A 25,256-nucleotide genomic window follows, 5' to 3' on the forward strand; every position below is an offset into this window, starting at 1 on the left:
GCATGAGTATCAGGGAGCGTCATAGCAACAAGGATTCAGCTTACTTTGTTTGTTGATACATACAGATTACTACCCTAAGTGTGCATCTGATCGTTAGACCAGCTACACGCTTAAAGAAAACTTTACTTCTTCCAGATTGTTAAAGAACGAGAACTACACTTATCTAAACCACGCGGGCTTACATAAATGCAGTGAACAGAGAGTTGGTGGAGGATGACGGGATCGAACCGACGACCCCCTGCTTGCAAAGCAGGTGCTCTCCCAGCTGAGCTAATCCCCCATTTTGGTAACTGGTGGGTCTGGTTGGATTCGAACCAACGACCCCCGCGTTATCAACACGGTGCTCTAACCGACTGAGCTACAGACCCGAACTGTTCTCGTTTAACTTTATAACAGCCGATAAGCGTGGGCGCTTGATGATGGAGCGTTAGCTCCCAGTGCCACTCTAGAAAGGAGGTGATCCAGCCGCACCTTCCGATACGGCTACCTTGTTACGACTTCACCCCAGTCACGAATCCTACCGTGGTAAGCGCCCTCCTTGCGGTTAAGCTACCTACTTCTGGTAAAACCCGCTCCCATGGTGTGACGGGCGGTGTGTACAAGACCCGGGAACGTATTCACCGCGGCATGCTGATCCGCGATTACTAGCGATTCCAACTTCACGCAGTCGAGTTGCAGACTGCGATCCGGACTACGATACACTTTCTGGGATTAGCTCCCCCTCGCGGGTTGGCGGCCCTCTGTATGTACCATTGTATGACGTGTGAAGCCCTACCCATAAGGGCCATGAGGACTTGACGTCATCCCCACCTTCCTCCGGTTTGTCACCGGCAGTCTCATTAGAGTGCCCTTTCGTAGCAACTAATGACAAGGGTTGCGCTCGTTGCGGGACTTAACCCAACATCTCACGACACGAGCTGACGACAGCCATGCAGCACCTGTGTTCAGGCTCCCTTTCGGGCACCCCTCAATCTCTCGAGGGTTCCTGACATGTCAAGGGTAGGTAAGGTTTTTCGCGTTGCATCGAATTAATCCACATCATCCACCGCTTGTGCGGGTCCCCGTCAATTCCTTTGAGTTTTAATCTTGCGACCGTACTCCCCAGGCGGTCTACTTCACGCGTTAGCTGCGTTACCAAGTCAATTAAGACCCGACAACTAGTAGACATCGTTTAGGGCGTGGACTACCAGGGTATCTAATCCTGTTTGCTCCCCACGCTTTCGTGCATGAGCGTCAATCTTGACCCAGGGGGCTGCCTTCGCCATCGGTGTTCCTCCACATCTCTACGCATTTCACTGCTACACGTGGAATTCTACCCCCCTCTGCCAGATTCAAGCCTTGCAGTCTCCATCGCAATTCCCAGGTTAAGCCCGGGGCTTTCACGACAGACTTACAAAACCGCCTGCGCACGCTTTACGCCCAGTAATTCCGATTAACGCTTGCACCCTACGTATTACCGCGGCTGCTGGCACGTAGTTAGCCGGTGCTTATTCTTCAGGTACCGTCATTAGCCCAGGATATTAGCCCGAGCCGTTTCTTCCCTGACAAAAGAGCTTTACAACCCGAAGGCCTTCTTCACTCACGCGGCATTGCTGGATCAGGCTTGCGCCCATTGTCCAAAATTCCCCACTGCTGCCTCCCGTAGGAGTCTGGGCCGTGTCTCAGTCCCAGTGTGGCTGGTCGTCCTCTCAGACCAGCTACTGATCGTCGCCTTGGTGAGCCTTTACCTCACCAACTAGCTAATCAGATATCGGCCGCTCCAGGAGCATGAGGCCCGAAGGTCCCCCACTTTCATCCGTAGATCGTATGCGGTATTAGCGTAACTTTCGCTACGTTATCCCCCACTCTTGGGTACGTTCCGATATATTACTCACCCGTTCGCCACTCGCCGCCAGGTTGCCCCGCGCTGCCGTTCGACTTGCATGTGTAAAGCATGCCGCCAGCGTTCAATCTGAGCCAGGATCAAACTCTTCAGTTTAATCTCTGTTTTTGCTACTTTCGTAGCAGATCGCTCACTCAAAATACTGACCGTTACTCATTGCTGAGCAACGTATTTCTTTTGCGTGAACATTTGATAATTTAAGCATTCAGCACCCCGAAGGATGCTGGCACTTCATCAAACGCCCACACTTATCGACTGTTGATTGTTAAAGAGCTGTATTCGGTACTGCCTTGCTGCGCTTGCGAATCGTTTTGTTCGTCAGCAGCAGAGGAACGAGATTATGCAGTGTTTCGTTTAACTCGTCAACTCATCTTTTTCGTCAGCGCAAGCGGCGTTGTCAAACCACCTAGCTCAACTGTTTGATTTCGCTGAACTTTTCTTGCACTGCCGAAGCAGGAGGCGAACTATAGCAAACCAGATCGGAGGTATGCAAGGGGCTTACCGTAAGAATTTTCGAGTTGCTTCTGTGCTATCTTTGCCGGCTTCCCCCCCATGGAGTCCCCATGCGCATCGCCCCCACGACGAATCCCGATCTGTCCGCCGCCCTCACCGCCGCCATCAATAACAAGACGAAGCCGCTCGGCAGCCTCGGCGCCCTCGAACGGCTGGCCAGCCGCCTCGGACTGATCCAGAATACGGTCGCGCCCACGATCCGGCAGCCGGCCATTCTCGTGTTCGCGGGCGACCATGGCGTCGTCGCGGAAGGCATCTCCGCCTACCCGCAGGACGTCACGTGGCAGATGGTCGAGAACTTCCTCGCCCAGGGCGCCGCCATCAACGTGTTCGCGCGCCAGAACGGTATAGCCCTGCACGTCGTGGATGCGGGCGTGAATCACGATTTCGGCGCACGCCCCGGCCTCGTCGACCGCAAGGTGGCACCGGGCACGCGCAACTTCGCGGTCGAACCGGCGATGACGCCCGCGCAATGCGCCGCCGCGCTGGAACATGGCGCGGCCCTCGCGGCCGACCTGCCCGGCAACGTGGTCGGCTTCGGCGAGATGGGTATCGGGAATACGACGGCGGCCGCCGCGCTGATGCACAAGCTGACGGGGATTCCCGTCGCGGACTGCGTCGGCGCCGGCACCGGCCTGTCGCCGGACGGCGTGCTGCGCAAGCAGCGCGTGATCGAAGCGGCGGCCGAGCGCCATGCCGGCGTCGACGATCCCCGCGCCGTGCTGGCCACGTTCGGCGGTTTCGAGATCGCGATGATGGCCGGCGCCATGCTGAAGGCGGCCGCGCTGCGCAAGGTCTTGCTGATCGACGGCTTCATCGTCACGAGCGCCCTGCTCGTCGCGGCGCGCATCGAACCCGCGATCCTGGATTACTGCGTGTTCGCGCACTGTTCGGACGAATCTGGCCACCGCCGCATGCTGGACGCGCTCGGCGCCGAGCCGCTGCTGCACCTGAACCTGCGCCTCGGCGAAGGCACGGGCGCCGCGCTCGCCCTGCCGCTGCTGCACGCGGCCGCGAACTTCCTGAACGAGATGGCGACCTTCGAGTCGGCCAGCGTCAGCGAAAAATCGGCCTGATGCATCAAGTCCGCCTGTTCTTCATCGCGCTGCAGTTCTTCACGCGGCTGCCGATCCCGGGCTGGGTCGGCTTCGAGGCCGCGTGGCTGCAGCATGCGTCGCGCTACTTCCCGCTCGTCGGCGTCGTCGTCGCGGCGGTTGCGGCCGGCGTCTATTACGCGGCCGCGCTCGTGCTGCCCGCGCCCGTGGCGGCCGTGCTGTCGACCGCGGCGTCGATCTATATCACGGGCGCATTCCACGAAGACGGCTTCGCCGACACGTGCGACGGCCTCGGTGGCGGCATGACGAAGGAACGGGCGCTGGAGATCATGAAGGATTCGCGCGTCGGCGCGTACGGCGCGATCGGCATCGTGTGCATGCTGGCGACCAAGCTGTCCGCGCTGGCGATGCTGCCGCCGCACGTGGCCGTGGCCGCGTTGTTCGTCGCGCATCCGTTCTCGCGCCTTGCCGCCACGGCGCTGATCTGGAAGCTGGAGTATGTGCGCGGCGAAGGCAAGGCCAAGCCGCTGGCGCAGCAAATGACGACGGCCGAATTCGCGATCGCGACGATCACCTGCACGCTGCCGGCCGCGTACGTTCTGGCCACGAATGCGCTGACGCCGGCCGCCATGCTGGCCGCGATCATCGCAGCGGCACTCGCCGCGGTGTGGCTGGGCCGTTTGTTCGTGCGCCGCCTCGGCGGCTACACGGGCGACTGCCTCGGCGCCGTCCAGCAGCTGGCCGAAGCGCTCATCCATGTCGCCGTGCTGGCCACGCTGGGCCACGGCGCCTGGAACGCATGACGCTATACCTGGTCCGCCATCCGCAACCGGACGTTGCGCCCGGCCTGTGCTACGGCGCCAGCGACGTGCCGATCACCGAAGCAGAACTCGCACGCGTGCAATCCGGGCTCGCCCTGCCGCGCGACCTGCCCGTCTACTCGAGCCCATTGCGACGTTGCGCCTTGCTGGCCGAGCGCCTGGCGCCGGGCCGCGTGACGCTCGACGCGCGCCTGGCCGAGATGGATTTCGGCGCGTGGGAGTTGCGCCCATGGCCGGATATCCCGCGCGCCGACGTCGACGCCTGGACCGCCGACCTGCTCCACCACCGCCCCGGCGGCGCGGAAAACGTGCTGGACGTGGCGCGTCGCGTGCAGGCCTTCGTCGCCGACCTGCGCGCACCGTCCGCGCTCATCGTCTGCCACGCCGGCACGATCCGCCTGCTGGCGGCGCTGCATGGCGGCGTGCCGCTGGAACAGGCGGCACTGAACGCGGCGCAGACGCCGCATCGCATCGGCTACGGCCAGCTGGTCGTGCTGGGCGTATAATGTCGGGGTTTTGGTGCTCGCGCTCCTCTCTGGGGCGCAGTTAAACGGGAAACACGAAGCGCTCTTCAGACAGGCGCCAACGTGTGCTGCCCCCGCAACGGTAAGCAAGTGCCGGCACGCTCCCACGCGTGCGCGGCAACCGTCCCCACATACCACTGTGCATCCGCATGGGAAGGTCGGACGGCCATACTCGCCAGCCCGGATACCGGCCAAAAGGTGGAAGCGCCCTGCGCTTCTGTTCACCTGGCTGACGGGGACGTCGGCCGGTTGTCCATCACAATAAAAACGTCATGTCCTTTCCTGTTTCCCGGCAGGCAGCCGCGCTTTCGCTCGCATTCGCTGCCGCCGCATCGGCCCACGCCGATCCCATTCCCGACACCGTCATCGTCACCGCGAATCGCACGCCGCAGCGCGCCGAAGACGTCATCGCGGACACCGTCGTCATCTCCAGCGACGACATCGCCCGCGCGGGCGCCGGCTCCGTCGCCGACGTGCTGCGCCGCCAGCGCGGCATCGAAATCTCGCGCAACGGCGGCGCGGGCACCAACACCACCGTGTTCCTGCGCGGCGCCAACAGCAACCAGGTCGTCGTCCTCGTCGACGGCGTGCGCATCGGCTCCGCCACCACGGGTGCGGCGTCGTGGAATGCGATCCCGCTGTCGGCCATCGACCACATCGAGATCGTCTACGGCCCCCTGAGCTCCCTGTACGGCGCGGATGCCATCGGCGGCGTCGTGCAGATCTTCACCAAGAAGAGCGAAGGCGCGCCCATGTTCAGCGCCAGCGCGGGCGGCGGCACGTACGGCACCAACCAGTACGACGCCAGCGTGCACGGCTCGACGGGCGGAGAGCACGGCGTGACGTATGCCCTCGCCGGCGCACACGAAGAATCGGACGGCTTCTCGTCCACGCGTCCCGGCTCGTCGAGCTACAACGCGGACGATGACGGCTACACGCGCAACAGCGTCAACGCACGACTCGCACTGCGCCTGGCCGAGGGTCACGAGATCGGCGCGCAATTCATGCAGAGCCGCGTGAGCGCGCAATACGACAGCGGCAAATCGGCCTTCGACACCCACAACATCCAGGAACTCGACAGCTACAGCGTCTTCCTGAACGACCGCTTCCTCCCGAACTGGCGCAGCAGCGTCCAGGCGGCACGCTCGGAAGATAAACTGGGCAGCTTCACGAGCACGACGCCGTCCGGCACCACGCAGCTGAACACGCGCCAGGACGAGTTCACGTGGCAGAACACGTTCGACATCGCCGGCGACACGCTGCAGGTGCTGGCCGGCCACCGCAAGGAACAAGTCCTGTCCAGCGCCATCAGGGACATCAACCGCACGCGCATCACGAATTCCCTCGCGGCCTCGTACGACCTGCGCCGCGGCAGCCACCTGCTGGACGTCAGCGCGCGCAACGACCATTCCGAATACGGCGGCAAGACGACGGGCGCCGTCGGCTACGGCTACGAGTTCACGCAGGACCTGCGCGCCACGGCGAGCTACGGCACGAGCTTCCGCGCCCCCACGTTCAACGAGTTGTACTACCCGGGCTATGGCCTGACGTCGAACCAGCCCGAACGGGGCCGCAATGCGGAAGTGGGCGTGCAGTACCGCGTGGCCGGCGTCGACCTGCAGGCGAACTACTACCGCAACCGCCTGACCGACATGATCGTGTCCGTCACGCCGTGCCCGGGCCGCCCGAACGGCAGCTGCGCGTACAACGTCGACCACGCCCTGCTGGAAGGCCTGACGCTGGCGGCCGACACCCGCATCGGCAACCTGGACCTGCGTGCCAGCGCCGACCTGCAGGACCCGCGCGACGAGACGACCGGCAAGCAGCTGGCCCGGCGCGCGCGCCGCCACGCCAGTTTCGCGGCCGACTACACCGTGGGTGCCGTGGAAACCGGCGTCGAGCTGCAGGCCTCCGGCCGCCGCTTCGACGATGCCGCCAACGCCAACCGCCTCGGCGGCTACGGCCTGCTGAACCTGTACACTACCTGGCACATGACGCGCGACTGGTCGCTGCTGGTCCGCCTCGACAACGCGGCCGACAAGCACTACGACCTGGCGCGCAACTATGGCACCTCTGGGCGCACCTGGTTCGCGGGTTTCCAATATGGTAGCCACTGAGAGAGTTCGCTAACCACCATGTTCCGACGAGCCATGCACCCTGTTCCACCGCCACTGCGCCAGCGCGCCATTCCAATCATCGTCACGCTGCTGTGCGTGGCGGTCGCCAGCCTGCTCGTCGCGGGCATGAGCGGATCGATTGCGGTCGCGCCGGCCGAGCTGCCGGACGCGGTGGCGCAGGTGCTGCGCGGCCGGCCGGAATCGCTGGCCGCATCGCTCGTCGAGCTGCGCGCCGGCCGCGCGCTGATGGCCTTCGTCACCGGCGGCGCGCTCGCGCTGGCCGGCGTCATGATGCAGGCGCTGCTGCGCAATCCGCTCGCCGACCCGTACGTGCTCGGCATCTCGGCCGGCGCGTCGGTCGGCGCGCTGTTCGCGCTCCTGATGATGTGCGCGGCGGCCACCGTGGACGGCGCGGCGATGGCCGGCGCGGTGACGATCGCCCTGCTGCTCTACCTGCTCGCGCGGCGCGACATGCGCAGCGGGGTCGCGGTGGAAGGCGGCACGTCGATGCTGCTGCTGACGGGCACGATCATGCAGGCGGCCAGCATGGCGCTCGTCACGCTGATGCTGTCGATCGCGCCGGAAGGACGCCTGCGCAGCATGGTGTTCTGGATGATCGGCGACCTGGCCGGCGCGCCGCTGCGCATCCTGCCCTGGATCGTGCTGGCCGCGGCGCTCGTGTACGCGCTGCGCAACGCGCGGGCGATGAACATGCTCGCGCTGCACGCGGAAGCCGCCGCCACGCTGGGCGTACGCGTGGGCGCCGTGCGCAAGGGCCTGTTCTTCGTATCGGCCGTGCTGACGGCGAGCGCGGTGACGAGCGCCGGCGCCATCGGCTTCGTCGGCCTGATCGTGCCGCATGCCTGCCGCTTCGCGTTCGGCCCGGACCACCGCGTGCTCATCCCGGCCGCCGTGCTGGGCGGCGGCAGCCTGCTCGTGCTGTGCGATACGGTCGCGCGCACGGTCGTCGCACCGACCCAGCTGCCCGTCGGCGCCATCACGGCGCTGATCGGCGCGCCCGTCTTCCTGTATCAACTGCACCGCCTGCACAAATGACGATCGCGACCCGACAACTGGAATTGCGCGCCGGCGACCGCGTGCTCGTGCACGGCCTGGACTGGGTGGTGCGCGCCGGCGAATGCTGGTCCATCATCGGCCGCAACGGCGCCGGCAAGAGCACCCTGCTGCGCACCGTGGCCGGCCTGCGCGCGCCCGATGCCGGCACCGTCGCGCTGCACGACCGCCCGCTGTCCGCCTGGCCGCTGGAAGCGCTGGCACATGAACGCGCGTACCTGCCGCAGTCGCGCAGCGACGCGTTCGCGTACAGCGTGATGGAAACCGTGCTGTCCGCGCGCCATCCTTACCACGCCAACCATTACTGGGAACAGAGCGACGACCACCACGCGGCCGTGAACGCCCTCGTGGCGATGGAAGTCGACCACCTCGCCACGCGCGATGTCCGTACGTTGTCCGGCGGCGAGCGCCAGCGCGTGGCCATCGCCGCGCTGCTCGCGCAGGACACGCCGCTGCTGCTGCTGGACGAGCCGGCGAACGCGCTCGACCTCGCGCACCAGGTGCGCACGATGTCGCTGCTGTCGCGCCTGTGCCGGCAAAGCGGCAAGACCATCGTGATGATCGGCCACGACCTGAACCTGGCACACAGTATTTCCACCCACGCCCTTCTGCTGATGGGCGACGGCCGCTGGCATGCCGGCACCGTCGACGACGCACTGCAGGCACCGCTGCTGAGCAGCTTTCTCGGCCACCCGATCGACGCGATCGAGAACAAGGGCCGTCGTATTTTCATTCCCTTGGAGGCCCCTCATGACTGACATGACCCCTGAACAAACCGCGGAACTGAACGAGCGCCACCGGGCGCGCATGGAGCGCAAGAAGGCCGTCATCGACGCCAAGATCGCCGCGGCCGACAAGAAGATCGGCATCATCATCGTCAACACCGGCAACGGCAAGGGCAAGAGCTCGAGCGCGTTCGGCATGGTCGCGCGCGCGCTGGGCCACGGCATGAAGGTGGGCGTCGTCCAGTTCATCAAGGGCGCGATGTCCACCGGCGAAGAGATGTTCCTGCGCCGCTTCCCCGACGACGTCGGCTTCCACGCGATGGGCGAAGGCTATACGTGGGAGACGCAGAACCGCGAGCGCGACATCGCCAAGGCCGAGGAAGCGTGGGAGCAGGCGCGCCGCTTCCTGGCCGATCCCGCCTACGGCCTCGTCGTGCTGGACGAATTGAACATCGCGCTGAAATACCGCTACCTGGACGTGCACACGGTGATCGCCGACCTGCTCGACCGCCCGGAGATGCAGCACGTCGTCGTGACGGGCCGCGCCGCGCCGCCGGAACTCATCGCCGTCGCGGACACCGTGACCGAAATGAACGTCGTCAAGCACGCCTTCAAGGCGGGCATCGCGGCGCAGGCCGGGACGGAGTGGTGATGGCCTCCGGCGCCCGCATGCTGCTGGTCGCGGCCATCGCGTCCGGCCAGGGCAAGACGACAGTGACGGCCGCACTGGCGCGGCGCCTGCGCCGCATGGGCCAGCGCGTGCACGTCTTCAAATGCGGGCCGGACTTCATCGACCCGATGGTCCTCGAGCACGCGAGCCGCGCGAAGGTGCACACGCTCGACCTGTGGATGGTCGGCCTGGAGCAGAGCCGCCGGCGCCTGGCCCGCGCCGCGCGCGAAGCGGACGTCGTATTGGTGGAAGGCGTGATGGGCCTGTACGACGGCGATCCGTCCGCCGCCGACCTCGCGCGCGCATTCGACCTGCCCGTGCTGGCCGTGATCGATGCGTCGGCAATGGCGCAGACGGCCGGCGCGGTCGTCATGGGCCTGCGCGACTACGGGCCCGTGCGGATGGCCGGCGTCGTCGCCAACCGCGTCGCGAGCGAAGGCCATGCACGCATGGTCGCGGCGTCGCTGCGCGACATCCCGTTGCTCGCGACCCTGCCGAAGCAGACGCGCCGGCTGCCGGAACGCCATCTCGGCCTCGTCGTGCCGGGCGAAGTCGCCGACATCGACGCCATCCTCGACGAACTGGCCGACCAGTTGCAGCTGGACTCGGCGCAGTGGAACGCCCTGGCGCCCCAGCTGCCGGACGAGGCGTTGCCGGAAGAACCGGTCGCGCCGCTGCTGGCGGGGCTCACGGTGGCGATCGCGCGCGACGCCGCGTTCTGCTTCCTGTACCCGGCCAACGTCGACACGCTGGAAGCGCTGGGCGCGCGCATCACGTGGTTCTCGCCGCTGGCGGACGAACCTGTGCCCGAGGATGCCGACGCCGTCTACCTGCCGGGCGGCTACCCGGAACTGCACGGCGAAGCGCTGGCGCAGGCCGGGCGCTGGCAAGAATCGATCCGCGCGGCGCATGCGGCCGGCCTGACTATTCTCGCGGAATGCGGCGGCATGATGGTGCTGGCCGAGTCGCTCGTGGACAAGGAGGGCCGCGACTGGCCGATGGCCGGCCTGCTGCCGGGCCGCGTGCTGATGCAGCCGCGTTTGGCCGGACTGGGAGCGCAGGGCCTCGCGACGAACGCCGGGCAGATGCGCGGCCACACCTTCCACTATTCGCGCCTGGAGACGCCGCTCGCGCCGGTCGCGTGGACCGTGAAACATCCGTCCGGCGCGCAGGGCGAAGCGGTCTACCGCGTCGGGTCGCTGACGGCGTCGTACTTCCACGCGTTCTTTGCCTCCAACCCGGCCGCCGTCGCGAGCCTGTTGCAGGGAGAGCTGGAATGAGCCGCACCCTCCTCCTCGGCGGCGCACGGTCCGGCAAGAGCGGTCTGGCCGAGCGGCTCGCGCGCGAGTCCGGCAAGGACGTCGTCTACGTCGCGACGTCGTACGCGGGCGATACGGAGATGTCGGCACGGATCGACCATCATCGCGCGCGCCGGCCGGCGGAGTGGAAAACAGTGGAAGAGCCGACGGCGCTCGCGGCCACGTTGCGAATCCTGTGTGCGCCGGAGCGCATCGTGCTCGTCGACTGCCTGACGTTGTGGCTCACGAACCTGATGTTCTCCACGCGGCAGGAATTTCCCGAGGTCGGCCCCATCGACCTGCCGCCGCTGTTCGTCGACGAACGCGCCGCGCTGCTCGACTGGCTGGACGCGACACCCGCCGGCGACGTCGTCTTCGTATCGAACGAAACCGGCATGGGCATCGTGCCCTACGGCGCCGTCTCGCGCGCGTTCGTGGACGAAGCGGGCCGCCTGAACCAGGACGTGGCCGCCCGCTGCGACCGCGTGCTGTTCGTCGCGGCCGGCCTGCCGCTCGTGCTGAAGGGCGCGCCATGCTGAGCGGACTGGCGCCCACGACGCTCGCGCTGGCGCTCGTCGCCGGCGTACTGCTCGACCTGTTGCTGGGCGAGGCGCGGCGCTGGCATCCGCTCGTCGGTTTCGGCCGGCTGGCGTCCGCGCTGGAACGCCGGCTCAACGGGGGGCGCTCGCGCATCGCGCGCGGGCTGCTCGCGTGGATGCTCGCCGTACTGCCGTTGTGCGCGCTGGCGTGGCTCGCATGCGCGTACGCCGGCGCGGCCGGCCATGCCGTGCTGCTGTACCTGGGCATCGGCCTGCGCAGCCTGCGCGACCATACGTTGCCGATCCATGCGGCGCTCGTGCGCGGCGACCTCGATGCGGCGCGCGGCCTGACGTCGCGCATCGTCAGCCGCGACACGGAGCAGGCCGGCGAATCCGACCTCGCCAAGGCCGGCGCCGAATCGCTGCTCGAAAACGGCAACGACGCCGTGTTCGGCACGCTGTTCTGGTTCCTCGTCGGCGGCGGCGCCGGCGTCGTGCTGTTCCGCCTCGGGAACACGCTGGATGCCATGTGGGGCTACCGCAATGCGCGCTTCAACCTGTTCGGCCGCGTGGCCGCGCGCATCGACGATGCGCTGAACTATGTGCCGGCGCGCCTGACTGCCCTGTCGTACGTGCTGCTGGCGGAACGGGGACGGCTGCGCGCGTGGCGCTGCTGGCGCGCGCAGGCGCCCGCGTGGAGCAGCCCGAACGCGGGCCCCGTGATGGCCAGCGGCGCCGGCGCGCTGGGCGTGCAGCTGGGTGGCGCGGCCGTGTACGACGGCGTGACGGAACAGCGGCCCCCGCTCGGCACCGGTCCGGACGCGTGCGCGGACGACATCCTGCGTGCCTGGCGCCTCGTGTGGCGTACCACGCTGCTGTGGGTCGTCGTGGCCGGCGCCGCGCTATTCGTATTGGATGGAGCGATCCATGCTTGAACACGGCGGCAACCTGCGCGCGGCGCAACAACGCTATGGCGGCACGGACTGGATCGACCTCTCCACCGGCATCAATCCGCACGGCTATCCGGCGCCCGCGCCGACGCCGGATGCGTGGCACCGCCTGCCGGAACGGGATCCAGAGCTCCTGCGCGCCGCATGCGCATACTACGGCGCACCGCACCTGCTGCCGGTGGCCGGCACGCAGGCCGCGATCCAGGCCTTGCCGCGCCTGCGCGCCGAGCTGGCCGGGCCGGCGCGCGTGACGGTGTCCGCGCCCTCGTATGCGGAACACGCGCATCACTGGGGCCGCCACGGCCACGTCATGCATCAGGTGGCGTACGACGCGCTCGACGACGCGGTGGACGGCAGCGACGTGGTCGTCGTCATCAACCCGAACAATCCGACCGGCGCGACGGTGGCGCCGGCACGCCTGCTGCACTGGGCGGAACGGCTCGCGGCACGCGGCGGCTGGCTCGTCGTGGACGAGGCGTTCGGCGACACGGCACGGGCGCTCAGCGTGGCCGCTCACGCCGGCCGGCCCGGTCCCCTGGGTCTGATTGTGCTGCGCTCGGTCGGCAAATTCTTCGGCCTGGCCGGCTTGCGGCTCGGCTTCGTCGGTGCGGATACGACCCTGCTGACGGCGCTGGACGACCTGCTCGGGCCATGGGCCGTCAGCGGCCCGGCGCAGGAGATCGCGATCGCGGCCTTGCGCGACCACGGCTGGCAACGGGCCACGCAAACGCGCCTCGCACGCGACGGCGCGCGCATGCACGCCCTGCTTGCACACTACGGCATCGACGCCCACGGCACCCCGCTGTTCCACTGGTGGGCGGAGCCGCGCGCCGAGGCTTTTCATGAACACATGGCGCGGCGCGCGATCTGGGTACGGCTGTTCCCCGACGCGGCGCGCGGCATCCGCGTCGGCCTGCCGGGGAACGAATCCGCATGGCGGCGCATCGAACAAGCACTCCGGGAATGGAACGACACATGAAACGATCGATCATCGCAGCCGCGCTCCTGTGCGCGGCCAGCCTGCAGGCGCAGGCTGCCGTCAGCGTCACGGACGACGCCGGCGCCACCGTCACCGTCGCGAAACCGGCCCAGCGCGTGATCTCGCTGGCGCCGCACGTCACCGAGCTGCTGTTCGCGGCGGGCGGCGGCAGCCATGTCGTGGGCGTCGTCTCGTACAGCGACTTTCCCGAGGAAGCGAAGACGATCCAGCAGATCGGCTCGAACCGCGAAGTCGACCTGGAACGCATCATGGCCTTGAAACCCGACCTGGTCGTCGTCTGGCGCCACGGCAGTTCCGAGCGCCAGATCGAGATGGTGCAGAAGCTCGGCATCCCGATGTTCCACAGCGAGCCGCAGAAGCTGGAAGACATCGCGGACAACGTGCGGAAGCTCGGCCAGCTGATGGGCACCGACGCCGTCGCCGGCCCTGCGGCGGCAAGCCTGCGCGGCAAGATCGCCGACCTGCGCGCCCGGTATGCGAAGCGCCCCGTCGTGCGCAGTTTTTACCAGGTGTGGGACAAGCCGCTGTACACGCTGAACGGCCGCCACATCGTCAGCGACGCGCTGCGCCTGTGCGGCGGCGAGAACATCTTCGACAAGCTGCCCGTGACGGCGCCCGTCGTGTCGATCGAAGCCGTGCTGCAGGAGAATCCGGAAGCGATCTTCGCCACCGCGGAAAAGAACTACGGCGGCGTGAGCCTCTGGAAGCCCTACGGGACACTCACCGCCGTCCGCAACCACAACCTGTTCACCATCGATGGCAACCTGCTCAACCGCTCCGGCCCGCGCATGATCGCCGGTGCCGCGCAGCTGTGCGAGAAGCTCGAACTGGCGCGCAGCCATCGTCCGAAATGACCCGCTTCCCGTATCCCACCCTGATGGTGCAGGGCACGACGTCGGACGCGGGCAAGAGCACGCTCGTCGCCGCGCTGTGCCGGCTGCTGGTGCGCCGCGGCGTGCGCGTGGCGCCGTTCAAGCCGCAGAACATGGCCCTGAACAGCGCCGTCACGAGCGACGGCGGCGAGATCGGCCGCGCCCAGGCGCTGCAGGCCGTCGCCGCGGGACTCGAACCGCACACGGACATGAACCCGGTGCTGCTGAAACCATCGAGCGACACGGGTGCGCAAGTCGTCATCCACGGCCGCGTGCGCGCCGAAATGAATGCGCGCGACTACCATCAGTACAAGACGGTGGCGATGCAGGCCGTGCTGGAATCGCATGCGCGGCTGCGTGCGCAGTACGATGCCGTGATCGTGGAAGGCGCCGGCAGCCCGGCCGAGATCAACCTGCGCGACCGCGACATCGCCAATATGGGGTTCGCGGAGGCGGTCGACTGCCCGGTGATCCTCGTCGCGGACATCGACCGCGGCGGCGTATTCGCCCACATCGTCGGCACGCTGGCCTGCCTGTCGGACAGCGAACGCGCGCGCATCAAGGGCTTCGTCATCAACCGCTTCCGCGGCGACATCAGACTGCTCGAACCGGGCCTGGACTGGCTCGAAGAACAGACGGGCAAGCCGGTGCTGGCCGTGCTGCCTTATCTGCACGGGCTGTATCTCGATGCGGAAGATGCCGTGCAGGCCGTGGCGCCCGGGACCGGCGCGTTCCGCGTGGTCGTGCCCAGCTATCCGCGCATGAGCAACCACACGGATTTCGATGCGCTGCGCGTCCATCCCGACGTCGACCTGCGCTTCGTGCGCGAAGGCGAGCCGGTGCCCGATGCGGACCTCATCATCCTCCCCGGCAGCAAGAACACGCGCGGCGACCTGGCCTGGCTGCACGCGCAGGGCTGGCCGGAGCGCATCCGCCGCCACCTGCGCTATGGCGGCAGGGTGATCGGCATCTGCGGCGGCTTCCAGATGCTGGGATCCTGCGTCGACGATCCGCACGGCGTGGAAGGCGCGGCCGGCCACTCGAAAGGCCTCGGCCTGCTGGGCCTGGGCACGACGCTGACGCGCCAGAAGCGCCTCGCGCAGGTGACGGGCCGCTGCGTGTTCGCGCCCGATGCGCTGGAGGCGGCGGTTACCGGCTACGAGATCCACATGGGCGTGTCGACGGGCGATGCGTTGGCGCGGCCCGCGTTCGAGATCGGCGGCCGCCCGGAAGGTGCCTGCTCGGACGACGGCCAGGTGCTGGGCACCTATCTGCACGGGCTGTTCGACCATGCCGATGCGTGCACGGCGCTGCTGCGCTGGGCGGGGCTGCACAGCGCGCATGTCGTGGACACGGCGGCGCTGCGGGAGGCGAGCCTGGACCGGATCGCGGATGCGGCGGCGCCGCTCCTCGACCGGCTGCTGGCGCTCGCCTAGGGTCTGTCTGACTGAGTGAACGAAATTTTGTTTGGTTGGTCAGATGGCGATGAGCCGAACTGATCTAACTGAACAGCAATGGCGGCAGCTGGAGCCACATTTGCCGCCCAATCCACGTCACGGTCATGCGTATGTCGGGCATCGACATGTGATCAACGGGATCTTGTGGCGATTGCGAACTGGCGCGCCCTGGCGCGACATTCCGCCTCGCTACGGTCCCTGGCAGACCTGCTACGACAGGTTTGTGCGCTGGTCGCGCAACGGTACATGGCACCGCCTTCTCAAGATCATGCAAGCGGCAGCGGATGCGTCTGGCCGCATCGACTGGGATGGCGCTGCGCTTGACGCGACCCATGTGAAGGCGCAACGAAGTGCGGCCGGCGCCCGGAAGACGCTTCCTTCGTCAGAAAAAAGGGGGATGTAACTGACGAGTGGCTGGGACATTCGCGTGGTGGCCTCACCAGCAAAATCCATCTCTGCGTAGACGGGCATGGCTTGCCTTTATCTTTCGTAGTCACAGCCGGGCAATGCAGCGACGCGGCGAACATCGGCACCGTCCTTGATGCCATCTCCGTGCCCCGATCGGGACGAGGGCGTCCGCGCAAACGCCCGACGTGCCTACGTGTCGACCGGGCATATGGCGCGCGTCATTATCGGCGAGAGATCCAGCAGCGGGGAATTCGCTGCGTCTGCCCGGAACGACTCGATGCACAGAAAAACCGGCTGCGCAAAGGGCGTCGGGGCGGATCGCCACCGCGCTTCGACGCTGAAGCGTACAAGGGGCGTAACGTCGTCGAGCGCGCCATCAACCGATTAAAAGACTTCCGCGCCGTCGCAACGCGATACGATAAACGCGGCCATAACTTCTTCACCGCCGTGCTTGTGGCGACAATTGTTTTATGGCTGCTCTGAGGTCAGTCAGACACGCCCTAGCCGCCGTGCCCAGCGCCGACATCGGGTAAATCTGCAGGCCGAGCGGCAGGTCCGTCACGGGGTCTCTTCGATGGTCGATAAAGCCAGCCTATCGCCGGCTTAAAATCATCCGATTGGCCCACTCAAATGAGAATCGATATCATTTGAGCGAGCTGGACGATAAAGGAGTATCTCATGGCAGCGGCACGCAAAGGCAGTCAGGTCATCACGCACATGGCGATCGGTTTCGCGATCGCCTATGCGTTCACGGGGTCGATCGCGCTCGGCGGACTCGCCGTGCTGGTCGAACCCGTGCTGAACGTGCTGCTGCTGCCGTTCCACGAACGGGCGTGGGCGCGCCGCGTGCATGCGGCCAGCGGGCGGCGCCGCTACTTGCTCGCCAGCCTCGAAAAGATCAGCCAGGCCACGATGCACGGTGGCGTGGCGTTCGGCGTCCTGTACCTGGCCACCGGGTCGGTGGCCTTCGGCGGCATGGCGGCGCTGCTCGAACCGGTCTGCAACGTGATCCTGATGCCGCTGCACGACCGGTTGTGGGACAACGCGATCGGCCGCGGCGTCGGTACGTCCCCGACCTGACAATCACTCCCCGGACGCGCCCTCGCGCAGCGCGTCGAGCGTCTGCCGGTCGAAGACCGTGCCGTTCTTCCGGTCGAACAGGCCGAAGCTGTTCGGGCCGAGATCGCCCGTGTCCCAGTAAAACGGGATCATGCCGTTCTTCAGGGCGGTCTTGACGACGTACTTGTGATAGTAAGCGCGGCCGGCGAGGTGCCGCTCGAGATCGCCGCCCGTCAGTTGCGAGCGGCGGATCGCGCCGAATTCGCCGAGGAGGACGGGGATGCCCTTGTCCACGAACTGCGCCTTCATGCGGCCGAACAGGTCGTCGACCAGTGCCTCCTCGCCCGCGGTCGCATTATGGGCGGTGTCGGTCCTGGAGTGATACGCCGCGCCCCAGTAATAGGCTTGCTTGCCCCACGCTTCGTCCTTCGTCATCAGGGCGAAGTTGAACGGGGTATAGAAGTGGACTTCCGCCATCAGACGGCCTGGGACCGTATCGGTCGGCATGGCCGTCATCAGCTTGTTGGTCTTCTCGATGTCGGTGCTTGGCCCCTGGACCACCAGCACGCGGTAGGCGTTGCGGCCGCCGGTCGAGCGCACGGCATCGACGAAGGTCTGGTGGTACGACGCCAGGATGGCCATCTGGCCGGCGTCCTTGACGTCCGGTTCGTTGGCGCTGGCGAAGAGCACGCGGCCATCGAAGTCGCGCAGCAGCGTGGCGATCTGTTCCCAGTACGCCTTCTGTTTCGCGTTGACGGCGGCCTGCCTGTCGGCCGTGAAGTTCTCCTGGAGCCAGCCGCCGTCCCAGTGGATGTTCACCAGCACGACCATGTCGTTGTCGACGCAGTACTGCACCACCTGCTTCACACGGGCCAGCCAGGTGTCGCTGATCTTGCCCGTCCCCGGGTCGGCATACTGGTCCCACGCCACGGGGAGGCGGATGGCATCGAAGCCGCTCTGCCTGACCAGCCGGATCAGGCTGTTGCTGACGAGCGGATTGCCCCAGTTGGTCTCGCCGCCGATGGCTTCCATCGTATTCCCGACGTTCCAGCCCAGGCGCATCCTGCCCGCCATGTGCACCGCGTCGTCGCGCATGCCCGACATGTCGGCGGGCAGCGGGTTCGAATTGTAGCTGGGGTAGTGTACCGGTACCGGCGCAGGCGTCCGGGCGCGCAGCGCGGCGAGCGCCAACCCCAGCACCAGCAGCGCGGCACAGGCAAGACCGATCTTCTTCATGAAACGATTCATTCCGTCTTCCCGAACATGGTCGGCGCTTATTTGCGCAGCAGCTCGGCGCCGAAGGGCTCGAGCCGCAGCGTGCCCTCCCACGCGCGGCCACCGAGCACGCCGGTGGCAGTACCGTCGAACTTCACGTCCTGCGGTTGCGTCGTCGTGTTGACGTACAGCGTGCGGCCATCGACCTCGCGGGCATAGACGCCTTCCGGTGTCGCGGGGCCCGGCCTGATGCCAAGTTCGCCGTACAGGCTGCGGTACAACGCCTGCATCACGGGGCGCTGCGCGGCCGTGGCGACGTAGATCGCCCTGCCCTTGCCGTAGCGGTTTTCGGTGATCGCGGGCGGCGCATCCGGCACGTTGGTCAGGCGCGCGACGACCTTCGCCGTGGACGGTTCCAGCACTTCGTAGAACTTCGTCGTCGTCTTCACGGTCTTGCCGTCGAAGCCGACGTCGAGCGGTGCGTCGGCGTTGTAGTACTCGCTGGTGCGCAAGCCGAACACGTCGCTGAGGCGGCCCGGCAGCGGGGTGTCGAACACCTGGCCCGTCTCGCTGACCTTTGCCGAGAAAGCCGTCATCACGACCGTGCCGCCGTCCTGCACGTAGCGGCGCAGCGCGTCGGCACTCGCCTTGTCCATCACGAGGTCGGCCGCCACCACGACCATCTTGTAGCGCCGCAGGTCGTCATGGCCCACGTGGATGACGGCGGTGTCGATGTTATCGTTGAAGATGGGCGCGAACGCGTTGTGGAGCTGGTCCATGTACGGGATCGTGAAGTACTGGCGCATCGTGTTCGACGGCCCCGGCGGCGTGGAAGCATTACGGCTGTCGAACGAGTACGCGAACGCGACCTGCGGTTCCGTGTGGCGCGGGAAGCCCAGCGCCTGCAGCGTCTTGAACTCGCGCGCGATCGTGCCGAATTCCCACAGCTTCCACGACGGCTTGCTGTCGTGGTCGAGAAGACCCATTATCATCTGTTCCTCGCCGCCGAGGTGGGAATTGTAGGTCCACGCCATCACGGATTGGGCGCCGAGCAGCAGGCCGAAGTGAGCCCACATGCGCGAGCGCCCTTTGGTCCCGTAGTAGCCGCCGCCGCCCGCCGTGAACTCGTTGAACCAGATGGGCGTGTCCAGGCCAGCCTTCATCATCAATGCTTCAAAGCCGGATCCGACCGGCTCGCCCGGATAAAAGCCCATCGCACCGTAATGCGCGTACTGGCGATACGTCGACAGATAGTCGAAGCCCTTGCGCCCGGCGCTGTCCCACAGGTTCGAGATCGCCGGCTTGTCCGGCGCATACTTCACGCGGACGGCTTCGAGATCCTTCAGCACGGCGATCGTGTTGTCGGACCAGAAGCGGCGCAGGTCGAGGTTGCGCTCGGCCGGGCCGGGACCGTCCGCATACGGCAGCTCCACTTCGTCCCACGACGACAGGTGGCGCGACCAGCGCTGGGTCGCCCACGCCTGGTTCAGCGCGTCCAGCGTACCGTATTTTCGTTTGAGCCAGGCGACGAAGCGGGTCCGGTCGGCCTTCGAATACGACATGAACGTGTTGCCGATCTCGTTGTCGAAGCCGATCGCGATCACGGCCGGATGCTTGCCGTAGCGCTGCGTCAGCTTCTCGGCCAGACGGACGGCGTGACGGCGGTAATCCGGGTCGCTGATGTCGAGCATGTAGCGCTCGGCCGGCTGCACGGTCGCGCCCTGTGCATTCACGAGGTTCACGCCGGGGTATTTGCGATGCAGCCACAGGGGCGCAGGCGTGCCGGGAATATCCACGATCACCTTGATGCCGTTCGCCTGCATGGCGTCCACGATGCGGTCGAATTCCTCGAATTTGAACTTGCCGTCTTCGGGTTCGAAGTAATCCCAGGACAGGTCGCCCATCCGGACGACGTTGAACCCGGCCTTCTTCATCAGGGCGATGTCGCGCTGGATCTGGTCGGGTGTGCGGTCGACGGGCTGGTAGCACGTCCCGACGAACAGTTGTCCCGGGCCGGGCCAGCCCACGGGGGCGGCGAGCGGGAGCGAGGCAGGCCCGGCCAGCGTGGCCAGGGCGAAGGCGATCTTTGCAATGAGTTTCATTTTGGATCTTTGAAGGTTTCTCGACCACAAAAGAATAAAGGTGCCCGGCGGCGCCTCGCTAACGCCAATGCGGAAGATTTAGCAAAAAATGCAGGATTTGTTATGAGTCGTGCTGCTCCTGCTGCGCGGCGCTCGCCACGCTCTTGAAAACCTTGGGCGTGCAGCCGTATTCTTCCTTGAACAGCTTGTTGAAATACGAGACGTTGGCGTAACCGACGGAGTAGGCGACCTCGGCCACGGTCACGGCCGGCGCCTCGGTGAGCAGCCGGGCCGATTCCGTCAGCCGCAGTTTTTTCAGGTAGGCCGTGAACGTCATGCCGAGTTCCGCCTTCAGTACTTCATTGACCTTGTTGCGGTTGGCGCCCGTTCCCGCGACGACGCGGTCCAGGTCCAGGTCGGGATTCGTGTAATTCGTCGCGATGAAACGCAGGACGGCCGCTTTTTCCTTGTCCTTGAACGGTTCGAGCGTCAGCTGCCGATAGGCGACGAGCGGCAAATCCTTCCTGAGCTTGCTGTCCAGGCTGGCCGCCAGTTCGCGCGCATGGGCCCGGAAAAACCAGAACGCGAACGCGCACCAACTGCCCACGAGGACGATCGCCAGCGCGACGAGATAGCGATAATCGCGACCATGCAACGTGACATGACTGATTTCCACGCGGCTGTCGCGGTCGCGCGGGGTCTGCTGGCTGACACCGAAGACGAATTTCGCCACCTGGGTCAGTTGATAAGACTGGTGCGACAGGTCGAGATGCATCCTGTCGTACCACCACTGGGGGATGGTCAGCCGCGTCAGGTCCAGCGATACGGGCGTACCCCGCTCATTGCAGGAGAAAAACGTGAGCGGCGACGGGTAGGTCAGGTAGTCGCCCGGCTTCGAGATGGCCGCGTCGAATGTCGGCAGGGCGAATATGAGGGCATTCATCGGATTGCATTTGGCCGTGAACGTGATGGTGTCGAATCTCGACAAATCCACCGGCACGGCATTGCCCTCGCCGTCCTCGAACAACATGTCGGCCGAGACGAACGGATACGTCGTCGCCCGCGTGAGCCGGAAGTCGAAACGAAGCGATCGCTGGGCGGTCTCGATGACGCGTATGGTCGAGGTACCGCCCTCCGGCGCGTCCGTCTTCGTGACCGGGCGCCAGTACAGGCCCCCGCCTCCCGGCGGCATCAGCGCGGCGGATGGATAACTTTGGTACACGCACAGGCAGGCGATCAAAGCGTCCGCGACCAGCAACAAAAGGAGCGCGTAAAGCGCTTTTTTATAGAAATTTTGCATCTTGGCTACATCGGGTGTCTCGTCAAGGAAGCTTAACGCCACCAGGCTTCAATATCGTATCAACGCTGCAGTTTTTTCTATGACGATGCGAAAATTTTCGTTTGCGAGGCTGAATTTGATATCCATTGTGGACAGCTGAAAAGCAAAAAGCCCGCTCAGTGCATACTGAGCGGGCTTCTGCATATAACTAGCCTGACGATAACCTACTTTCACACTGGTTGCAGCACTATCATCGGCGCAGAGTCTTTTCACGGTCCTGTTCGGGATGGGAAGGGGTGGTACAGACTTGCTATGGTCATCAGGCATAACTTGTACGAGTGCCGCTTGCATAGTGCATGCGTCACTCTGAATCCGGAAGAAGCGGTTTTCGTAATCTGTTGTCTCAACAAACAGCTGAACCCTTGCGTTGGCAATGACTGCCAAGGTTATAGGGACAAGCCGTACGGGCAATTAGTATCAGTTAGCTTAATGCATTACTGCACTTCCACACCTGACCTATCAACGTCCTGGTCTCGAACGACCCTTCAAGGAGCTCAAGGCTCCGGGAAATCTCATCTCAAGGCGAGTTTCCCGCTTAGATGCTTTCAGCGGTTATCTCTTCCGAACTTAGCTACCCGGCAATGCCACTGGCGTGACAACCGGTACACCAGAGGTTCGTCCACTCCGGTCCTCTCGTACTAGGAGCAGCCCCCTTCAAATTTCCAACGCCCACGGCAGATAGGGACCAAACTGTCTCACGACGTTTTAAACCCAGCTCACGTACCACTTTAAATGGCGAACAGCCATACCCTTGGGACCGGCTACAGCCCCAGGATGTGATGAGCCGACATCGAGGTGCCAAACTCCCCCGTCGATATGAACTCTTGGGAGGAATCAGCCTGTTATCCCCAGAGTACCTTTTATCCGTTGAGCGATGGCCCTTCCATACAGAACCACCGGATCACTATGTCCTACTTTCGTACCTGCTCGACTTGTCGGTCTCGCAGTTAAGCACGCTTATGCCATTGCACTATTAGCACGATGTCCGACCGTACCTAGCGTACCTTCGAACTCCTCCGTTACACTTTAGGAGGAGACCGCCCCAGTCAAACTGCCTACCATGCACTGTCCCCGACCCGGATCACGGGCCAAGGTTAGAACCTCAAACGAACCAGGGTGGTATTTCAAGGTTGGCTCCACGAGAACTGGCGTCCCCGCTTCAAAGCCTCCCACCTATCCTACACAGATTGGTTCAAAGTCCAATGCAAAGCTACAGTAAAGGTTCATGGGGTCTTTCCGTCTAGCCGCGGGTAGATTGCATCATCACAAACATTTCAACTTCGCTGAGTCTCGGGAGGAGACAGTGTGGCCATCGTTACGCCATTCGTGCAGGTCGGAACTTACCCGACAAGGAATTTCGCTACCTTAGGACCGTTATAGTTACGGCCGCCGTTTACTGGGACTTCAATCAAGAGCTTGCACCCCATCATTTAATCTTCCAGCACCGGGCAGGCGTCACACCCTATACGTCCACTTTCGTGTTTGCAGAGTGCTGTGTTTTTATTAAACAGTCGCAGCCACCAGTTTATTGCAACCCTTTCACCCTCATGGAGTAAACCATTCAAGCTACCGGGGCGTACCTTATCCCGAAGTTACGGTACCAATTTGCCGAGTTCCTTCTCCCGAGTTCTCTCAAGCGCCTTAGAATACTCATCTCGCCCACCTGTGTCGGTTTGCGGTACGGTCTCGTATGACTGAAGCTTAGAGGCTTTTCTTGGAACCACTTCCGATTGCTTCGTGCCACAAGGGCACACGTCTCGACCCCTTGAATTACGCGCCCGGATTTGCCTAAGCGCCTTCTATGAGTCAAGAACCAACTATTCCAACAGTTGGACAACCTTCCGCGATCCGTCCCCCCATCGCATCATACGACGGTGCAGGAATATTAACCTGCTTCCCATCAGCTACGCATCTCTGCCTCGCCTTAGGGGCCGACTCACCCTGCTCCGATGAACGTTGAACAGGAAACCTTGGGCTTTCGGCGAGAGGGCTTTTCACCCTCTTTATCGCTACTCATGTCAGCATTCGCACTTCCGATACCTCCAGCATCCTTTACAAGACACCTTCTCAGGCTTACGGAACGCTCTCCTACCATATGTGCAAGCACATATCCGCAGCTTCGGTGACTGGCTTAGCCCCGTTACATCTTCCGCGCAGGACGACTCGATCAGTGAGCTATTACGCTTTCTTTAAATGATGGCTGCTTCTAAGCCAACATCCTGACTGTTTTAGCCTTCCCACTTCGTTTTCCACTTAGCCAATCTTTGGGACCTTAGCTGGCGGTCTGGGTTGTTTCCCTCTTGACGCCGGACGTTAGCACCCGACGTCTGTCTCCCAAGCTCGCACTCATCGGTATTCGGAGTTTGCAATGGTTTGGTAAGTCGCAATGACCCCCTAGCCATAACAGTGCTCTACCCCCGATGGTGATACTTGAGGCACTACCTAAATAGTTTTCGGAGAGAACCAGCTATTTCCAGGTTTGTTTAGCCTTTCACCCCTACCCACAGCTCATCCCCTAATTTTTCAACATTAGTGGGTTCGGACCTCCAGGGCGTGTTACCGCACCTTCATCCTGGCCATGGGTAGATCACCTGGTTTCGGGTCTACACCCAGCGACTGTCGCCCTGTTCGGACTCGATTTCTCTACGGCTCCCCTATTCGGTTAACCTCGCCACTGAATGTAAGTCGCTGACCCATTATACAAAAGGTACGCCGTCACCCCACGAAGAGGCTCCGACTGTTTGTATGCACACGGTTTCAGGATCTATTTCACTCCCCTCCCGGGGTTCTTTTCGCCTTTCCCTCACGGTACTGGTTCACTATCGGTCGATTACGAGTATTTAGCCTTGGAGGATGGTCCCCCCATCTTCAGACAGGATTTCTCGTGTCCCGCCCTACTTGTCGCACGCTTAGTACCACCGTTCGAATTTCGTGTAAGGGGCTATCACCCTCTATGGCCAGCATTTCCAGGCTGTTCCACTATTCGATCGACTATCACGTACAAGGCTCATCCCATTTCGCTCGCCACTACTTTGGGAATCTCGGTTGATTTCTTTTCCTGCAGCTACTTAGATGTTTCAGTTCGCCGCGTTCGCTTTGCATACCTATGTATTCAGTATGCAATGACCTAAAAGGCCGGGTTTCCCCATTCGGAAATCTGCGGATCAAAGTGTGTTTGCTCACTCCCCGCAGCTTATCGCAAGCTACTACGTCCTTCATCGCCTGTAATCGCCAAGGCATCCACCATGTGCACTTATTCACTTGTCCCTATAACGTTGGCCCCTGCATGAGTATCAGGGAACGTCATATCGACAAGAGTTCAGCTTACTTTGTTTGTTGATACATACAGATTTTCTACCCTAAGTGTGCATCTGATCGTTAGACCAGCTACACGCTTAAAGAAAACTTTACTTCTTCCAGATTGTTAAAGAACGAGAACTACACTTATCGAAGACGCAGGTCTTGGATAAAGATAGTCTAAACAGTCGAATGGTGGAGGATGACGGGATCGAACCGACGACCCCCTGCTTGCAAAGCAGGTGCTCTCCCAGCTGAGCTAATCCCCCATTTGGTAACTGGTGGGTCTGGTTGGATTCGAACCAACGACCCCCGCGTTATCAACACGGTGCTCTAACCGACTGAGCTACAGACCCGAAC

Annotated in this window: 18 protein-coding genes, 4 tRNA genes, 3 rRNA genes and 1 riboswitch; of the genes, 15 read left to right on the forward strand and 10 right to left on the reverse strand. The window is 63.9% G+C overall.

All coding sequences use genetic code 11. The annotated features are described in order from the left end of the window. Positions 1-204: 204 nt before the first annotated feature. From ACL58G_RS00190 to ACL58G_RS00200, 3 genes are all read right to left on the reverse strand, one after another. A tRNA-Ala gene (locus ACL58G_RS00190) sits at positions 205-280 on the reverse strand. Positions 281-291: 11 nt separating this feature from the next. Continuing rightward, positions 292-368 (reverse strand) — tRNA-Ile (locus ACL58G_RS00195). An 81-nt stretch (positions 369-449) separates the two neighbouring features. Beyond that, positions 450-1,978 (reverse strand): 16S ribosomal RNA (locus ACL58G_RS00200). A 467-nt stretch (positions 1,979-2,445) separates the two neighbouring features. Between ACL58G_RS00200 and cobT the strand changes: the two genes are divergently transcribed. The 15 genes from cobT to ACL58G_RS00275 all read left to right on the forward strand — a co-directional run bounded on the left by cobT (position 2,446) and on the right by ACL58G_RS00275 (position 16,985). Continuing rightward, entirely contained in the window at positions 2,446-3,471 is a 1,026-nt protein-coding gene (gene cobT, locus ACL58G_RS00205; protein ID WP_440964569.1) for a nicotinate-nucleotide--dimethylbenzimidazole phosphoribosyltransferase, read from the forward strand. Continuing rightward, positions 3,471-4,253 (forward strand): adenosylcobinamide-GDP ribazoletransferase, encoded by a 783-nt coding sequence (locus tag ACL58G_RS00210; protein ID WP_440964570.1) that lies wholly within the window; start codon positions 3,471-3,473, stop codon positions 4,251-4,253. Before cobT ends, ACL58G_RS00210 begins: the two co-directional genes overlap by 1 nt. Continuing rightward, positions 4,250-4,777 carry an alpha-ribazole phosphatase family protein gene (gene cobC / locus ACL58G_RS00215; RefSeq protein ID WP_440964571.1) on the forward strand — a complete coding sequence of 176 codons (528 nt, stop codon included), beginning with the start codon at positions 4,250-4,252 and terminating at the stop codon, positions 4,775-4,777. Before ACL58G_RS00210 ends, cobC begins: the two co-directional genes overlap by 4 nt. Next, positions 4,772-5,005, forward strand: a riboswitch (cobalamin riboswitch). (Overlaps the previous gene by 6 nt.) 62 nt (positions 5,006-5,067) lie before the next feature. Then, positions 5,068-6,912: a TonB-dependent receptor domain-containing protein gene (locus tag ACL58G_RS00220; protein ID WP_440964572.1), complete on the forward strand. Its 1,845-nt coding sequence runs from the start codon at positions 5,068-5,070 to the stop codon at positions 6,910-6,912. A 33-nt stretch (positions 6,913-6,945) separates the two neighbouring features. Continuing rightward, the gene (locus ACL58G_RS00225; RefSeq protein WP_440964573.1) at positions 6,946-7,968 is read left to right on the forward strand and encodes a FecCD family ABC transporter permease; all 1,023 of its coding nucleotides are present in this window, start codon (positions 6,946-6,948) and stop codon (positions 7,966-7,968) included. Continuing rightward, positions 7,965-8,744: an ABC transporter ATP-binding protein gene (locus tag ACL58G_RS00230; protein WP_413344173.1), complete on the forward strand. Its 780-nt coding sequence runs from the start codon at positions 7,965-7,967 to the stop codon at positions 8,742-8,744. The genes ACL58G_RS00225 and ACL58G_RS00230 overlap by 4 nt, the downstream gene beginning before the upstream one ends. Next, positions 8,737-9,363, forward strand: coding sequence for a cob(I)yrinic acid a,c-diamide adenosyltransferase (gene cobO / locus ACL58G_RS00235; RefSeq protein WP_440964574.1), 627 nt, complete (start codon positions 8,737-8,739; stop codon positions 9,361-9,363). The genes ACL58G_RS00230 and cobO overlap by 8 nt, the downstream gene beginning before the upstream one ends. Further along, complete coding sequence (locus ACL58G_RS00240; RefSeq protein WP_440964575.1) at positions 9,363-10,661, forward strand: cobyrinate a,c-diamide synthase; 1,299 nt, start codon at positions 9,363-9,365, stop codon at positions 10,659-10,661. The genes cobO and ACL58G_RS00240 overlap by 1 nt, the downstream gene beginning before the upstream one ends. Next, entirely contained in the window at positions 10,658-11,218 is a 561-nt protein-coding gene (gene cobU / locus ACL58G_RS00245) for a bifunctional adenosylcobinamide kinase/adenosylcobinamide-phosphate guanylyltransferase (protein WP_413344179.1), read from the forward strand. Before ACL58G_RS00240 ends, cobU begins: the two co-directional genes overlap by 4 nt. Beyond that, entirely contained in the window at positions 11,212-12,153 is a 942-nt protein-coding gene (locus ACL58G_RS00250; RefSeq protein WP_440964576.1) for a CobD/CbiB family cobalamin biosynthesis protein, read from the forward strand. Before cobU ends, ACL58G_RS00250 begins: the two co-directional genes overlap by 7 nt. Further along, the gene (gene cobD / locus ACL58G_RS00255) at positions 12,146-13,147 is read left to right on the forward strand and encodes a threonine-phosphate decarboxylase CobD (protein WP_440964577.1); all 1,002 of its coding nucleotides are present in this window, start codon (positions 12,146-12,148) and stop codon (positions 13,145-13,147) included. Before ACL58G_RS00250 ends, cobD begins: the two co-directional genes overlap by 8 nt. Beyond that, the gene (locus ACL58G_RS00260) at positions 13,144-14,022 is read left to right on the forward strand and encodes a cobalamin-binding protein (RefSeq protein WP_413386524.1); all 879 of its coding nucleotides are present in this window, start codon (positions 13,144-13,146) and stop codon (positions 14,020-14,022) included. The genes cobD and ACL58G_RS00260 overlap by 4 nt, the downstream gene beginning before the upstream one ends. After that, the gene (locus ACL58G_RS00265; RefSeq protein ID WP_440964578.1) at positions 14,019-15,476 is read left to right on the forward strand and encodes a cobyric acid synthase; all 1,458 of its coding nucleotides are present in this window, start codon (positions 14,019-14,021) and stop codon (positions 15,474-15,476) included. Before ACL58G_RS00260 ends, ACL58G_RS00265 begins: the two co-directional genes overlap by 4 nt. 49 nt (positions 15,477-15,525) lie before the next feature. Next, positions 15,526-16,388 (forward strand): IS5 family transposase gene (locus ACL58G_RS00270; RefSeq protein ID WP_413381855.1). Its coding sequence is split into 2 segments (ribosomal slippage): positions 15,526-15,868 and positions 15,868-16,388, totalling 864 coding nucleotides; the frame shifts between segments, so codons are not numbered across the junction. Positions 16,389-16,583: 195 nt separating this feature from the next. Beyond that, entirely contained in the window at positions 16,584-16,985 is a 402-nt protein-coding gene (locus tag ACL58G_RS00275) for a DUF2061 domain-containing protein (protein WP_413386520.1), read from the forward strand. A 3-nt stretch (positions 16,986-16,988) separates the two neighbouring features. Here the strand turns inward: ACL58G_RS00275 and ACL58G_RS00280 are convergent, their stop codons facing one another. From ACL58G_RS00280 to ACL58G_RS00310, 7 genes are all read right to left on the reverse strand, one after another. Further along, positions 16,989-18,212: a glycoside hydrolase family 5 protein gene (locus ACL58G_RS00280; RefSeq protein WP_440964579.1), complete on the reverse strand. Its 1,224-nt coding sequence runs from the start codon at positions 18,210-18,212 to the stop codon at positions 16,989-16,991. A gap of 26 nt (positions 18,213-18,238) precedes the next feature. Next, on the reverse strand, positions 18,239-20,281 hold the full coding sequence (locus ACL58G_RS00285) for a beta-galactosidase (protein ID WP_440964580.1): 2,043 nt from the start codon (positions 20,279-20,281) through the stop codon (positions 18,239-18,241). 100 nt (positions 20,282-20,381) lie between these two features. After that, on the reverse strand, positions 20,382-21,560 hold the full coding sequence (locus ACL58G_RS00290; protein WP_413386515.1) for a helix-turn-helix domain-containing protein: 1,179 nt from the start codon (positions 21,558-21,560) through the stop codon (positions 20,382-20,384). A gap of 190 nt (positions 21,561-21,750) precedes the next feature. Continuing rightward, positions 21,751-21,863, reverse strand: a 5S ribosomal RNA gene (gene rrf, locus ACL58G_RS00295). Positions 21,864-21,989: 126 nt separating this feature from the next. Continuing rightward, positions 21,990-24,866: ribosomal RNA gene (locus ACL58G_RS00300) — 23S ribosomal RNA — on the reverse strand. A gap of 223 nt (positions 24,867-25,089) precedes the next feature. After that, a tRNA-Ala gene (locus tag ACL58G_RS00305) sits at positions 25,090-25,165 on the reverse strand. Positions 25,166-25,175: 10 nt separating this feature from the next. Further along, positions 25,176-25,252: transfer RNA gene (locus ACL58G_RS00310), tRNA-Ile, on the reverse strand. Positions 25,253-25,256 lie beyond the last annotated feature (4 nt).

It is taken from the genome of Massilia sp. GER05 (assembly GCF_052056005.1).
GTDB lineage: Bacteria > Pseudomonadota > Gammaproteobacteria > Burkholderiales > Burkholderiaceae_D > Telluria > Telluria orientalis.